The sequence below is a fragment of the Corynebacterium sp. KPL4015 genome (assembly GCF_040225725.1).
In the GTDB taxonomy this organism is placed as follows: Bacteria; Actinomycetota; Actinomycetes; order Mycobacteriales; family Mycobacteriaceae; genus Corynebacterium; species Corynebacterium rhinophilum.
The window spans coordinates 1-13748 of sequence record NZ_JBEHGF010000039.1 but is presented as its reverse complement, the minus strand read 5'-3'; the positions used below and the strand labels follow the sequence as shown (position 1 = coordinate 13748).

The 13748-nt window shown below is 59.4% G+C and carries 10 protein-coding genes and 1 pseudogene; 4 read left to right on the top strand and 7 right to left on the bottom strand.

Features of this window, described 5'->3' with window-relative positions; genetic code table 11:
- Nucleotides 1-263: 263 nt before the first annotated feature.
- Together ABRP64_RS11150 and ABRP64_RS11145 are read right to left on the bottom strand one after the other, a co-directional pair.
- Nucleotides 264-3326 carry an acyltransferase family protein gene (locus tag ABRP64_RS11150; protein ID WP_349866481.1) on the bottom strand — a complete coding sequence of 1021 codons (3063 nt, stop codon included), beginning with the start codon at nucleotides 3324-3326 and terminating at the stop codon, nucleotides 264-266.
- Between the two features lie 144 nt (nucleotides 3327-3470).
- The gene (locus ABRP64_RS11145) at nucleotides 3471-4262 is read right to left on the bottom strand and encodes an HAD family hydrolase (RefSeq protein WP_349866480.1); all 792 of its coding nucleotides are present in this window, start codon (nucleotides 4260-4262) and stop codon (nucleotides 3471-3473) included.
- Nucleotides 4263-4330: 68 nt separating this feature from the next.
- Here ABRP64_RS11145 and ABRP64_RS11140 point away from each other — a divergent pair, with 68 nt between their 5' ends.
- Complete coding sequence (locus ABRP64_RS11140) at nucleotides 4331-5365, top strand: 3-hydroxyisobutyryl-CoA hydrolase (RefSeq protein WP_284785423.1); 1035 nt, start codon at nucleotides 4331-4333, stop codon at nucleotides 5363-5365.
- Here the strand turns inward: ABRP64_RS11140 and ABRP64_RS11135 are convergent.
- The 3 genes and pseudogenes from ABRP64_RS11135 to ABRP64_RS11125 form a co-directional block, all read right to left on the bottom strand.
- Complete coding sequence (locus tag ABRP64_RS11135) at nucleotides 5355-6548, bottom strand: DUF6882 domain-containing protein (protein ID WP_349866478.1); 1194 nt, start codon at nucleotides 6546-6548, stop codon at nucleotides 5355-5357. The two genes, ABRP64_RS11140 and ABRP64_RS11135, sit on opposite strands and share 11 nt — an antisense overlap.
- Before the next feature lie 25 nt (nucleotides 6549-6573).
- Complete coding sequence (locus ABRP64_RS11130) at nucleotides 6574-7173, bottom strand: TetR/AcrR family transcriptional regulator (protein ID WP_349839451.1); 600 nt, start codon at nucleotides 7171-7173, stop codon at nucleotides 6574-6576.
- Nucleotides 7166-9543 (bottom strand): annotated as a pseudogene (locus tag ABRP64_RS11125) (MMPL family transporter). The gene ABRP64_RS11130 and the pseudogene ABRP64_RS11125 overlap by 8 nt, the downstream one beginning before the upstream one ends.
- 183 nt (nucleotides 9544-9726) lie before the next feature.
- Here ABRP64_RS11125 and ABRP64_RS11120 point away from each other — a divergent pair.
- Nucleotides 9727-10380 (top strand): hypothetical protein, encoded by a 654-nt coding sequence (locus tag ABRP64_RS11120; RefSeq protein ID WP_349866476.1) that lies wholly within the window; start codon nucleotides 9727-9729, stop codon nucleotides 10378-10380.
- A 7-nt stretch (nucleotides 10381-10387) separates the two neighbouring features.
- Here ABRP64_RS11120 and ABRP64_RS11115 read toward each other — a convergent pair whose 3' ends face one another.
- Together ABRP64_RS11115 and ABRP64_RS11110 are read right to left on the bottom strand one after the other, a co-directional pair.
- A complete protein-coding gene (locus ABRP64_RS11115; protein WP_349866474.1) occupies nucleotides 10388-10927 on the bottom strand; it encodes a gamma carbonic anhydrase family protein in 540 nt (179 codons plus the stop codon).
- Entirely contained in the window at nucleotides 10927-11325 is a 399-nt protein-coding gene (locus ABRP64_RS11110) for a hypothetical protein (RefSeq protein ID WP_349866472.1), read from the bottom strand. Before ABRP64_RS11110 ends, ABRP64_RS11115 begins: the two co-directional genes overlap by 1 nt.
- Nucleotides 11326-11400: 75 nt before the next feature.
- Here ABRP64_RS11110 and ABRP64_RS11105 point away from each other — a divergent pair, with 75 nt between their 5' ends.
- Both ABRP64_RS11105 and ABRP64_RS11100 read left to right on the top strand, forming a co-directional pair.
- Nucleotides 11401-12270, top strand: a complete 870-nt coding sequence (locus tag ABRP64_RS11105; RefSeq protein ID WP_349866471.1) for a patatin-like phospholipase family protein — start codon at nucleotides 11401-11403, stop codon at nucleotides 12268-12270.
- Between the two features lie 153 nt (nucleotides 12271-12423).
- Nucleotides 12424-13704 (top strand): aspartate-alanine antiporter-like transporter, encoded by a 1281-nt coding sequence (locus ABRP64_RS11100; RefSeq protein ID WP_349866469.1) that lies wholly within the window; start codon nucleotides 12424-12426, stop codon nucleotides 13702-13704.
- Nucleotides 13705-13748: the final 44 nt, after the last annotated feature.

Genomic DNA, 13748 nt, shown 5'->3' with positions numbered 1-13748 from the left:
ATGCAATATCGGAATCAGACCCTTGAACCCCTCATCACCTAGAATTAAACCAGTCCAACTTTCGGGGGCCAGTTCAGACATGAGTGCGGGCTTTAGTTATGCGTTCATCTACGAGCCAGAACATAAAACCCCGCCCTTCGCGCTCACGGGGCGGGAACCCGCCCGTGAGAATGAACCGCCCGCGAGCGCGAAGGGCGGGCGAGGGTGAGGCTGAGGTAGGAGGCCGACCCAGATGTGCTAGCTACCTCCGGCCGCGCTCTCCGTTAAGCCTGGCATTGTGAGGATACGCTCTTGTCGTATTTGGAATATTGCTTCAAAGCGTCATAGAAGGCGTCGGAATAGCCGGTGGCGCCTTCGGGAAGCGGGTGCACGCCATCGGAGTAGAGCATGTCCGGATTATTTTCGGCATAGCCACACCAGTCGGCAATATAAGCATTGTCGTATTCCTTGGCGGCGTCGATGACGTCCTGCTGGGACTGCGCCATCCACTCGCGATCACCGTAGGGAACAACCATTACCACGGTATGGTCCTTGCCGATGATGTCCATGGCCTGGCTGATTTGATTTGGCTGGGCGGCGCCGTTGGTGCCGAAGCCCAAGAATACGGTATCGCGCAACGTGCCGGCGTCCTTCATTTGTTGAAGGATTTGGATACCCACTGTGTAGTGGCGGGATTCCTGGGCATCGATATAAATGCCAGGGAAACGTTGGCTGAGGGCATCGCTAGCCGCCAGCATCACCGAATCACCGATCGCGGTAATATCTGTCCCCTTCGGGATGGGGCGGGTCTTGGCGTCATCCTTTGCTTCGTCTTTATCGTCTTCAGTCGATGTTGTTGACGGAGCGGATGCCTCCGGTGGAGGTGGGTTATTGCTTTCGTTTTGCTGCTGGAGCTGGTCGAGCTGCTGCTCCAATTCGGTCTTGTCGCTGGAATTAACTACGCCGTACACAACGCCCACCAGAGAGGCGACAACCAAGAACGGGACGACAGGCCACATGGCCTTGCCAAAACCATCCTTGAGTTCGCTGAAGCTCGGGCGCGAGGCCCAGTAGTTCTTCCACGTCTTCTTGTATCCGCCGCGGCGGAAAGGATTCTCGATGAACTGATAAGAGATCTCCGAGAGGATCAGGGAGATGGGGACGGCGACAAGACCCAGAATCCAAGTATTCTCAGAATTCTGATTGCCGTGGAATAGCGCCTCCAAAATCATGATGACTGGCCAGTGCCACAGGTACAGCGAGAAGGAACGCTGACCCAACCACCGACTGACCTTCGTCCTAAACAGCGGCGTCATCGGGCCGTACTCGTGGATGACACCCCACACCATGAGGGCACCAAGGATGCTGGTGATAAAGAGCCCGCCGCGGTAGGTAAATTCGGCATCGTCAGGCATGAGGAATAGCTGCGCGACATAGCCGATGAGCGCCAAGAAGCCAATGATGCCGGCGGCGCGGGTTTCTACCTTGCCGGAGGTGGCCCAAGAATCCGCGTTGGGATCGGACTTCGTAGAGGTCACCAACAAGGAGAGGACAGCGCCGGTCAACAGGCCGAATGCGTGGGTATCCGTGCCGTAGTACACGCGGGTGGGGTCTTCACCTGGCGTAAAGATAAACCACATGGCTGCGAAGGAGGCAAGCCCCAGCACGCTGGCGACGACGACCGGAAGGCGGCGCGGCTGGCGTGACGAGATGCGGAAAATACCCAGCATGAGCAGTGGCCAGATGAGGTAGAACTGCTCTTCTACGGCGAGTGACCAGTAGTGGGCGAATACCTGGATCTCGTTATCGGCGAAATAGGATTGCGAGGTCGCAATCTGCGTCCAGTTATTGACAAAGAACAGGGTGCCGAAGAATTGCTGACGCAGGCCGACGGCCAAATCGCCGCCAACCCACGCAACGATTGCCGTACAGAAAACGAGCACGGCGACGGCGGCCGGCAGGATGCGCCTAAAGCGTCGGACCCAAAAGTCTTTCAGGCTAATCGTCCCGGACGTGCGGTATTCGCGCACGAGGAGTGACGTAATAAGAAATCCGGAGAGGACGAAGAACATGTCCACGCCCAAGTAACCGCCGGGTAGGGCGTCGTCGAAAAAGTGGTAAAAGACAACGGCGAGAACGGCTAGGCCGCGCAGGCCATCGAGGCCCTTGACTTGGCGTAGCCGCGCGTGCCGCTTCTTGCGCACGTTTTTATCCTCTGGCGGTATTGCAAGTACTTCAGAGTCGTTTTGTTGATTCTGCAAGGGGTATTTCGATTTATTGGCGCCCTGCTTGCCTTGCGCAGACGACTGCTCCGCAGAGTGATTGGCTGCAGGTTGTTGTTCCCGCGCGTTCTCTTCGGCAGGGCGCTTAGCCTGAAAGGCCTTCGTGGGCGCGGTCTTCTCTCCGCTTGGGTTCCCAGGCTTTAGTTCTTGCGCAGAGGCGGACCCCTGGATAGAGGCAGGCTCCTGGACGGAGGCGGGGCCCTGTGCCGCGGCGGATTCTTGTGCGGTTTGGCGCTGCTCTGGTCGCTTGTGACTAGATGCGCGCTGTTCAGGCTTGTGCTGTTTTGGCTTAGCTTGCTCAGGCGTGTGTTGTTTGGGCTTTTGGGCGGGCCAAGACTGCTGGGTGGGAAATTCAGGGGTTCCTTGTGCGGCGTTCGCCGAATCATCGGCGGGCTTTGCAGGGCCAGAAGGCTTGGCCGTACCCGAAGGACGAGCGCCGTCGGAGGACCGAGTAGTACCGGAAGACTGGGATGCGCCAGCGGAGTTTTTAGGGCGGGAAGTACTAGGACTGCTAGACGTACCGCCGGGGCTCGCCGGGAATTCCTTCGTCTCGGCCGCGGGTTGCTGCGGTTTCTTAGATCCTTTGGGCGTGGCTGGCTTTATCGGTTGGCGCTTTTTCGCTTCGGCCTTTTTCTGGGCGGAACCGTTTTGCTTGTTTTGGGTAGTGCCCTTAGTTGGAGCGGATTTGGCAGCCTTCGCATTTTGGGTGCGAGTTGCCTGCTTTTGTTGCGGCGTGGGCGTACCTATCTGGCGCGACTGGCGCGCGAGACCACGGTTGATGTCCGTAGGCTTTGTTTGTGCAGCTTTCTTACTGTCCTGCTTGCCTTTGTCCTGTGGTGTTGACTTGCTGTTTTGCCCACTCGAGCGGGGAGCCTGTTGTTGCTTCCGCGCGCCTTTATCAGTGTGGCTTTCCGCATTCGGTTCGGCGGGTGCGGTGGATTTAGGCGTAGAAGCCTCAGTGGAGGAATCACCTGTAGGCCCATCCTTTTGCCGCGTCGAAGGCGGCGTGGCCTCATTACGCTCGGAATCTTTCTTCCCCAGCAGCGAGCGCAGAAAACGATTCACATGAACTCCCATTGCACTACGAAAATGTACTAATCGGCCAATTTTAGACCGCGAGCAGCGCCATTACCCAAAGTAGAGAGCACGGCGTGGCGCGGGAAATTGGCAATATTTAACGGATAGATGGTGAAAGAAAAGAGTCTAATCCTATTGGCTGGCAAAAAGCTGATTCAGCACTGTCAGCACCCCATACTCGGTATTGGGCGGGGCGATTGTATCGGCAATGGCTTTGAGCTTAGGATGCGCATTGTCCATGGCAATGGCGGTGCCAGCGGCTTGGAGGAGTTCGAAATCATTGAGGAAATCCCCAAACGCCGCGGTGCGAGATTGGGGGATACCCAGCAGCGATGCCATGGTTTCTAGCGCCACCCCCTTATTGACCCCGGCCGCCATCACATCGAGCCACACTGCCCCAGATACCGCAATATTGTGCTCGGGCACGGCCTCGCGCAGCGGATCGTGGAGGTGTTTCTCGCTGCCATCGGCGCAGAAGGCCGCGATTTTGATAATGTCCTCATCGAGCAGATCGTGCAGGTTATCCACCCAGGTGATGGATTTATAGTACTTGGAAATTTCGGCGGAGGCTTGCTCGTCGATGCCCGTTTCCACAAACGCCGTTGCCGGCGTGCACAGCACCACGGTGTGGGGTTGGGCTACCGCGTCGAGCGCTCTCACCGCAGCGTGGACGGCCGATGACGGCAGGGGCGTAGTGCTCAGCAGCTCGTTATTGTGCACAACCACGGAGCCATTTTCCGCAATAAAGGTCTCTTCATGAGGAAACATCTCTTGCAGGGTGGCGAGCTGGCGCCCCGATGCCGGAACGAGGGTGACGCCAAGCTCGGTTGCGCGCTGGCTAGTCTCCGCGAATCCTGGCGGCAAGTCGCCATTTCCATCGAGCAGGGTGCCGTCCATGTCTAGGGCGATAAGCTGTGGAAGCAAAATTAAGACCTATCTGTGAAGTCGCAAACAGTAGCTAGGTATATGAGTTGTGTGTCACAATAGGGGATATGACTAATGATGCACCTATCGTGTCCTCAATCCGCAACCATACCGGAGTCATTGAGCTCAACCGCCCAAAGGCTCTCAACTCCCTGAGCCCAGAAATGATCGATCTCATTGCCGCCGCTTTGGATAAGTGGCGCGATGATGACGAGGTAGAGCAGGTCCTTTTGACCTCTACCAACCCCAAGGCTTATTGCGCCGGCGGCGATGTCCGCTTGGCCCGCGACGGCATCGTGGACGGCAAATACGGCGAAGTGGATGACTTCTTTGCCTCGGAATACACCCTCAACGGGGATATCGCGGAATACCCCAAGCCGGTCATCGCGCTGGTGGATGGCATCGCTATGGGCGGCGGTCTTGGTGTCTCCGCGCACGGCTCGCACTGCGTGGTCACGGATAAGACTTTCGCCTCCATGCCGGAGATGAATATTGGTTACGTCACGGATGTGGGCATGGCGTATGCCTCCCAAAACGCCGTAGGCACGCGCGGTAAGGCCTCGCCAGAGCTCGCGAAGTTCTGGGGTATTACCGGCTACCGCATGTACGCCGCCGACCTCGTGTGGAGCGGGCTGGCCACTGACTACGTAAAAGACGGCGATGCCTTTGCCAGCGACGTCATTGACAAAGGCATTGACGCCGCGCTGGAACAGCACTCCGTGCAGCCAGAAGATGAGGCCCCGCTTGCGGAGCTCATCGAGGGGATCGAGGCTAGCTTCCGCCACGGTTCCTGGCAGGACATCATCGCTGCCGCAGAGGAGTACCCAGAACTGAAGGAGCTGGTAGAAAAGCTTACCGCGCAGGCCTGCCCGACCTCCATCGTGGCCGCGCTGGAGCTCTACCGAGCAGAGGCGAAATGCTCGAGCATTCGCGATGCCCTTGAGCTGGAAAAGAAGCTGGGTGCTTATATGTATCGCCGCGATGACTTTTCCGATGGCGTGCGCGCGGTATTGGTGGATAAATCCAATGACGCGGCATTCAAACCGGCAAGCGTCGCGGATGTGGATGTAGACGTCATCCGCGATGTATTAGCTAAAGATTAATCCCGCGGAAGGAGGCGTAGGCTGCTCGGGCCCGCGCCTCATTGATCTCTCGGGGTGGGGTAGCCGCCAGCGTTGCCTCCGTGGCCGCGGATGTGGGCTGCGGCAAATGCAGCGCTTCGGAATCGAGGAGGACGAGGCCGACGCGGCCATCGGCAAGCGTGGTGCCCACCAAAGTCCACATGCCCAGGATGGGCAGGGCTAGCTGGGGTATCTGCCGGGCGCGCGCGTAGTCCAGCGGTAGCGCGGGCCGGATTAGTGCCGGCACCTGGTGATCGATGCCGAAGCGGTACGGGTTCGCGGCAGCCTGCGCGGCTGCGGTGTCCTTGACCTCAGGATCGGCCCACGCCCACAGGAATCGCTCTTCCGAAATGGTGGCGATGAGTACCGCCGTGGCCTCGGCCTTCCCACCAGAATAGCGGATCTCCGCCGTGGCCACGTCCGCATTGACGTGCACCGTGGCCTCGGGGAAATTGCCCTGAAAGTACATCTGGTGCTCCATGCCGTAATAAAAGGCATCCTCGATGATGCGGGTATCCTTCATGCCCGGCTCGATGGCGGTGATCTGCGGCGAGCCCACTGCGCTAGAAAAATGCAGCGTCGTTCCATCGGAATAATGCTCGACGGACTCCGCAGTGGAGTCCGCGGCAGATTCCGCGCCGACCTCTGCGGCCGTGATGCCTAAGTGGTGGGCGAGTTCGTGCACCGCGCGTTGCTCATCAATGTCCGGCGCGCTGCGGCGAATGCCTGCTGCAACGCTGGTGGGAAAGTCGAGGCGAGGGTGAAAATCCACAGCAATAATCGCCTCATGATCTTCTTGTTGTGCCCGCAGTACCGGGGCATTGCCGGCCAAGAGGCGAGCGAGGGGGATGAACTTCGCCGGGTCATCCCCGCCCTGCGGCAGGTCGGCCTCCGCCTGCATCGCCCACTGCCAGGTAGGCGAATCGGCGCGATCGATGACGGCGATGCGTGTGCCCCGGAAGTCTTTGACACCGGAGGGAGAGCTGCAGCGGATTTCCACGGGCTGATTGTGGTTAAGGCGCCCCTCGGAATCCATTGAGGGGGTGAGGAAATTAAATTCCACGTCGGTGGTATCGCCCAAGCGGGCCCGGAAGGCGGCATCAAGGCCCGACTGAATAAAGCAGGCATCGCGGGTGGCCTGGGCAAGCGAATTCGAAGTATCCATAATTACCTACGAGGATACTGAAACCTCATACGAGGCCGCGCAGGGTGGCAAAGGCGTGGTGGACCAGCTCATCGCGTTCCCTTTTGCTGGGGGACCTGCCCAATTCGCAGCGCCTTTTCAGCTCTTGCTGGCAGGCATTGCCGGTGCTGCCGCACGCGGTCAAGATGATGGTGAGCTCGAAGGCCGAATATTCGGGGTAGCGCTCTTGAAAGGCAACGACGACACGGTGCGTGACGCTATCGAATTTCTTCTTTTCCTCGGCGGTGTGGCTGAGGTTTTCCATCGCCTCGCCGATCTTGAACAGGCTGTGCAGCGAGCGCAGCTCCATGTCTTCATTGTCCAGGGCATCAATGAGCGTGTATTCCAAGACAGTAGAGATGGGCTCGCCGGGAAATGCGGTGGGAATATCCTCTGCGAATGCCTCGAGGACATCCGCGGTGTAATGCAAGAGGGAATCGGCCACGGAAGAAAAATAATTGTGGAACGTGCGCGGGGAGACCCCGACGGCGCTGGTGATATTTGAGACCGTGACTGCCTCAGCGCCGCCGTCCAAGGCGAGGCGGGCCGCGGCATCAGACATGGCCTGGCGCGTTGCTCGCTTCTTGGATTCGCGCAAACTAGTCACGATGAACCTTTCCTACCTTGTCGTGCTGAAAGCGCATGAGTGTCTCGCGCTCCTTGTGCAGGGCCTCGCCCTCGATATCCATATTAGGCACGATCTTATTCAACCACTTAGGGAACCACCACGCCTTGTCTCCCAAGAGGAACATGGTGGCGGGGATGACCATCATGCGGATAACGAAGGCATCGATAAGCACGCCCATTGCCAGGGCGAAGCCCATGGTCTTAATGAATGGCTCGTCCATCAGGATGAATGCCGCGAAGACCGAAATCATGATGAGCGCTGCGGCCGTGACCACGCGCGCGCCGTGCTTAAAGCCATTCGAGGTTGCGTTGGCGGCGGTCTTGCCGCTGACGTAGCCCTCGCGCATGCGGGTGACCAAGAAGACCTGGTAGTCCATGGCCAGGCCAAAGGTTAGGCCGATGAGCATGATGGGCAGGAAGGATAGCAGCGGCTGCGGGTCGTTGACGAGGCCGAACATGCCCTCTTGCCAGATGCCAACGGTAATGCCGAAGGTGGCGGCCACGGAAAGCCCGTAGCCCGCGGCGGCAATGAGCGGAACCCAGATGGAGCGGAAGACCAACATCAAGACGATGAAGGCAAGGCCCAAGACGATGGCCACGTACGGTACGAGCACGCTACTCAGACGCTCAGAAATATCGTCGAAGATCGGGGTGATACCGGTAATGCCGTAGGAGCCGCCGTCCTTAGAAATTCGCCCTGGTACTCGCGCAGGTGCTCCAAGGTCTCGGTGGTTTTCTCATCGGTTGCGCCGGTGGTCGGCGTGATCATGATCTGAGCGGCATCGCCGTTATCCGTGGTTTGGATGATTTGGGCGTTATCCACGCCCTCGGTGTCGTTGAACTTGTGGAGCAGATCCTGGAAGGCCGGCATGCGGTCTTGCTCGGAGACGTCTTCCACATTGACAAAGGCGATCATCGGGGCATTGCGGCCTGGACCAAAGGCCTCCTCGGACATCTCGTAGGCCTCGCGCTGTGGGGTGCCGGGTTTAGCGGAGCCATCGGTAGGCATGGCCAGGCGCATATTCGCAAATGGGATGGCCAGGATGGCAAGTACGATAACGCCTACGCCTAGGTGCAGCCACGGGTGAGCGCGCACGCGGCGGACCCAGCGCAGCCCCATGGTTGGCTTCTCGTCCTCGGGGTCTGGAACCTTGGGGCCGGGCACGCGCCCGGCGAAGATCTTGGTGCCCAGCAGGCCCAGCACGGCGGGGATAAAGGTATTGGCCACTAGCACGGCGATGATCACGGTGCCCGCGGCGGCGATAGCCATGGTGGATAGGAATGGGATGCCGATAATAGTCAGGGCCGCCAGGGCGATGACCACGGTGGTACCGGCAAAGACGACGGAGCCACCGGCGGTGCCCAGCGCCATGCCCATGGCGTGGGCGCGGGTTCCCTTATCCATCTTCTTCAGTTCCTTGGCCAGTTCCTTTGGTGTCAGGTTATTCAGGCCCGAGGAGGTGATGAGCTCATTGCGGAAGCGGTTGACAATGAACAGGGCGTAGTCGATGCCCACGGCAAGGCCGATCATGGAGGCCAGCGTCGGGGTCATATCGGAGACGGTATCGGTAAACATGGTGGCCAGCTGCACGCCGAGGATGCCGATGCCCACGCCGATGACGGCGGAAATCAGCGGCATGCCGGCAGCTACGAAGGAGCCGAAGGTCACCAGCAATACGATGGCGGCAACCACCATGCCGATAAGTTCGGCGCTGCCATTCATGCCAGCCTCGGCCATCGCAAAGGCATTGCCCTGGTACTTAACGGAGAGGCCTTCGCCGTCATGCTCGTGCAGGACATCCGTTACCGCAGCCATATCGTCATCGTTGATGTCCATGACATCAGCGGCATCGAAGGCGATGGTGACGGTGCCGGTGGTCTTATCCTCGCTCAGCGGGGAAAGCTGCTGCAGGTTCTTCGCAACCTGCTCTTCGGGTATGCCTTGGGCCCGCATCTGCTCGCCCATTTGCTTTTCCATGCCAGCGGCGGCGAGGACCGGGCTGACCAACTCATCCTCGTTCTTCAGCGCACCGGTGTCCTTGAGATCTTGGAGCAGCTTGTCGATGTCCCCGGCAACGGCATCATCGCTTAGCTCCTTGCCCGCAGGGGCCTGGATGACCACGGTGCCCTCTGGGGCGCTCATGGCATCGGTATCTTGATCGAAGTGCTCCATCATCTCTTCTTGAGTGGTGGTGGAGTCCATCTCCGGCATGGCGAAGTTGGGGTTCGGGGTTTTGGCAAAGCCGGCGGTGAGGCCAACCATCGCCACTAAGACGATGAGCCAGAAGGCGAGGAAGGGCCATACCGTGCGGTAGGACCAGCTTCCCAGCCGGTAGAGGAATCTGGACATGGTGAGCTCCTTTATGCGTGAGAGGTGTGGGCACTGCTTCTAAAACCTTGCATAGTATATGCAATCTTGCGGAATTGGTGCAAAATACGGTGCAGGTAGGCATAGTGGCGCAATAATGTGACCTATAACCCAGCCCAGCCCAGAGTGCACAGGGTGGCGCGAAGGATAGGTAGACTATCGCGCATGATTCACGCGGTAAGTTTCGCTCTCTTGGATTCGGTCAATGCCTTGCTCATTGGCATCCTCGTGGCCATCGGCATCATGCTCCCGCGCGGGAAGTACCGCTGGATTGCCGGCCTAGTCATCCTGGGCGATTGGTTGGGAGTTCTTACCGCCGCGGCCGTGGTCATGTTCGTCCTATTGGGCGTGCGCGAACAGATAGCGGCCATTTTGGAGTCACCGATTGCCGGCGGCATCCTCATCATCGTCGGCATCGCCCTGGCCTTTGCCGCCTGGCATTCCCAGGGAAAACCCAATGCCTTGATCGGGCGCATGCTGCAACCGCTGCGCAGGCCTTCTATCACCACCGTGCTTATCGGGTTCGTGATGGGCGTGGTGCAATCGCTGACCTCCGTGCCGTTTTATTTTGGCCTCATGTTCTTAGCCACCGAGGATCTGCCGCTCGCCGCCCAATACGGCGGCCTTCTGTGGTACGCCACCCTGGCGCTTTCCCTGCCGGTGGTGTGCGGCCTTTTCATCGCCGTGGTGCGCGCCCACCCAGACTCAGCTGCTGGTCGAGTCTTTGCGGCGGCGCGCGAAAACAGCGCGCGGGTAGCACTCATCAGCGGCTATGTAGTTGCCGCCTTCCTTATCATCATGGGTGTCGTGAACCTATAGGGATGCGCTAGTCAAAGTAGACATCATCAAGCGCGAGCTCAGAGGCAGATTGCTGTTGTGCAAGGTCCACGTAGCGCGCGGCGTGTGGGATAAACGCCGCGGACTGCTCGGCGGAAAGCTCGCGACGCACGGTGGCCGGGACGCCGGCGGCCAAGGAGCGGGCCGGGATTTCCGCGCCCTCGCGCACCAGCGCGCCGGCGGCGATGAGTGAACCGGGCCCGATGGTGGAGCGAGATAGCAGGGTAGCGGACATGCCCACCAGGCTGCCAGCGCCCACATGGGTGCCGTGGAGTATGGCCATGTGGCCTACCGTGACATCGTCTTCAAGGATGCACGGTGCCTCCCGTTCCACGTGGATAACGCTATTGTCTTGAATATTGCACCGGCTGCCAATGCGGATGGGGCCGACATCGCCGCGCAGCACGCAGCCATAAAATGCGGAAGAATCTGGGCCGATTTCCACATCACCAATGATGGTGGCATTCGGCGCGATCCACGCGCTGCGGTGGATGCGCGGGCGCGCGCCTTGGAAGGGATAAATAGGCATTATTCCACCACCACCGCGAGGCTGGGGGACAGCTCGAACTCGCTGGGGGCATCGGCAAGCGATGCCCCTGCAAGCTCGGCCTGAGAAAGCGCGCTCGCCAGCGTCGGCGTGATGGGGATGATCCAGCCGTGCTTGGGGTCTTTCACCGGCAGCATATCCTTCGTCACGGCGGGAAAATGCGCCGTGGTGGTGGGGGAGATAAGGGTCGCGGACTCGCGCGAACCGGCGAGCTCAGCAAGGGCCCGCGCGCCCTGCTGGCCGGTGATAATGATGATCAGCTGGCCGGCGGTCCTAATATCTAGCCGGTCCACCTGCATGGTGGTCGCCGCGGAATCGGGCCGCGCCAAGTGCGGCGCCCCATTCCCGGTAAGTTTGGCAAGAGCATCCAATAATCCCATAGCGTTCAAGTCTAGCCGCGCAGCCAGGAAGCGGGGTTGACCGCCGTAACATCGCCGCGCGTATTATGGGAGACCATGATTGATGCCAGCAACACCGCCCTTGTTATCGAAGGCGGCGGAATGCGCAATTCCTATACCGCCGCCTGCATAGTCAAACTCATCCAAGAGAACGTCACCTTTGGATGGGTAGGCGGAGTATCTGCCGGCGCCTCTCACACGGTCAATTACCTCTCGCACGATGCCAAGCGCGCGGAGGAATCCTTCACGGATTTTGTCAATAACCCCAGCTTTGGCGGCGTGGGCTCGCTGGTGCGCGGAAACGGATATTTCAATGCGGAATATATCTATGAGCGCTCCGCGGATAAGGATATGCCCTTTGACTGGGATACGTACCGCGAGCATCCAGCGGATATGGTGCTTGCCGCCGCGCGGGCCGATACCGGCGAATCCGTGTATTGGACCCGCGATGATGTGAAGGAACCAGAAGATCTGTATGTGCGGGTGCGCGCCTCCTCTACGCTGCCGCTGCTTATGCCCATCCGCATCATCGATGGCTCGCCCTATGTGGACGGCGCCTTGGGCTCGTCCGGTGGAATTACCATCGAGCAAGCGGAAGAGGCCGGCTACGAGAAATTCCTCTTCATCGGCTCCAAGCCGCGCGGATATGTCCGCCCCGAGGTAGCGCGCCCGGCGATTACCCGCCGCATCTTCCGCAAGTACCCCGCTATTGCCGATGCCCTCATTGGCCGCCCGCCCATCTATAACGCGGCCAAGGACCGGCTCCTCGAGCTAGAGCGCCAGGGCAAGGCGCAGCTGTTTTTCCCGGAAGATATGCAGGTGGCCTCTACCGAGCGCAATGTGGATAAGTTGCGCGCGAATTACCAAGCGGGCAAGGCACAAACCCATGGCGAGTGGCCAAAGTGGAAAGAATTCCTGCTGGATTAGCTCACCTCTAGGCGGTGGTGTGAGATCGCCCTCCTGATTCTTTGTGGCAGCAGGTGGGATATTCACGTGCGCTCCACTAATGGCGGTATTCGGTGCAAGGTGCCAAGCTTTTTCAGCTAGCTAAATCGCGCCAAGCTCCTAAGATTGCACAGCGTGTTAGCGATTTTTGATGGCAATATTTGGCTGAGCATTTTCTTCATGATCGTGCTCGGCACGCTTTTTGGCATGATTCCCTTTGGCCCGCTGCGCTTCGGCGCGGCGGGTACCCTTTTTGTCGGCTTAGCCTTCGGGTCCTTTATTGATCTGGATGACAATATCCTTAGTTCCTTGCAGAAGCTGGGTTTGGGCCTCTTTATCTATATGCAGGGGCTCTCTGCCGGCGAGGCCTTCTTCAAGGGCTTTTCTACCCAGCTAAAGCACATGTTGCTCGCCACTGTGGCGGTAATAGCCGCGGCGGCCGCGGCGCTGGGCATAGGCAGCCTCATGGGGCTATCGCCGCTGGCGGTGACCGGCGTATTCTCCGGCGCGACGACGTCCACGGCATCGCTCGCGGTGGCCCAGCAGCAATCCGGCGAGGAGCTGCCCGCCGTGGGCTATTCCTTGGCCTATCCAGTCGGCGTGGCCGTGGCCATCCTCCTCGTGGCATTCATCCTGCGGCATAGTTGGCCCGCGCAGAAGGACCAGGACCACTCGGCGGAAAAGATTTTCCGCTCGCGGACGATTAAGGTCACCCGCGATATTTCCTATGCCGAGCTGCGCGAGAAATTCGCGGATCATTTCATCATCGCCACCATCCGCCGCGGCCGCGATATCGACGTGCCGGGCGATAACCCGGAATTGCACCGCGGCGATGTCCTGCGCGTGCTGGTGACCAAGGCAAAAGCTAAGGAGCTTACGGATGCCCTGGGAAAGCGCCAGCCCCAAACCCCGTTTGTGGATAAGCGCCTGGTCAATGAGACCGTGGCCATTTCCAATGAGGATATTGAGGGCCGCAAGGTCAAGGAGTTAAACCTCTTTTCGCGCTACGGCGCGCGGATTGTGCGAGTGCGCCGCGGCGATGAGGAATTCCTTGCCACCAACGAGACCCACTTGGAATCTGGTGATGACCTAGAAATCGTGGTCAAGCATGACCGCCTGGGCGATGTCCGCGATTACTTCGGCGATTCCGTGACTGCATACTCGCAGCTTAACTGGGTAGCACTCGGTGGTGGGCTGACCATCGGCTACCTGATTTCCCTTATCGTCGTCCCGCTGCCCGGTGGCGCGTCCTTCGAGCTCGGGTTCGCTCTCGGCCCACTGATCACCGGACTGGTCCTCGGCGCCCTGCACCGCACCAGCCGCATTCCGTGGCAGATTCCGTCTCCGATCAATACGGCATTCCAGCAGTGGGGCCTTGCCATCTTGAACTGGCCCCCGAAAGTTGGACTGGTTTAATTCTAGGTGATGAGGGGTTCAAGGGTCTGATTCCGATATTGCAT

Bases quoted from the DNA above. Each gene is read 5' to 3' on its own strand.
- ABRP64_RS11140 (WP_284785423.1), top strand. From the start codon at position 4,331: ATGACTAATGATGCACCTATCGTGTCCTCAATCCGCAACCATACCGGA.
- ABRP64_RS11135 (WP_349866478.1), bottom strand. From the start codon at position 6,548: ATGGATACTTCGAATTCGCTTGCCCAGGCCACCCGCGATGCCTGCTTT.
- ABRP64_RS11120 (WP_349866476.1), top strand. From the start codon at position 9,727: ATGATTCACGCGGTAAGTTTCGCTCTCTTGGATTCGGTCAATGCCTTG.
- ABRP64_RS11115 (WP_349866474.1), bottom strand. From the start codon at position 10,927: ATGCCTATTTATCCCTTCCAAGGCGCGCGCCCGCGCATCCACCGCAGC.
- ABRP64_RS11110 (WP_349866472.1), bottom strand. From the start codon at position 11,325: ATGGGATTATTGGATGCTCTTGCCAAACTTACCGGGAATGGGGCGCCG.
- ABRP64_RS11105 (WP_349866471.1), top strand. From the start codon at position 11,401: ATGATTGATGCCAGCAACACCGCCCTTGTTATCGAAGGCGGCGGAATG.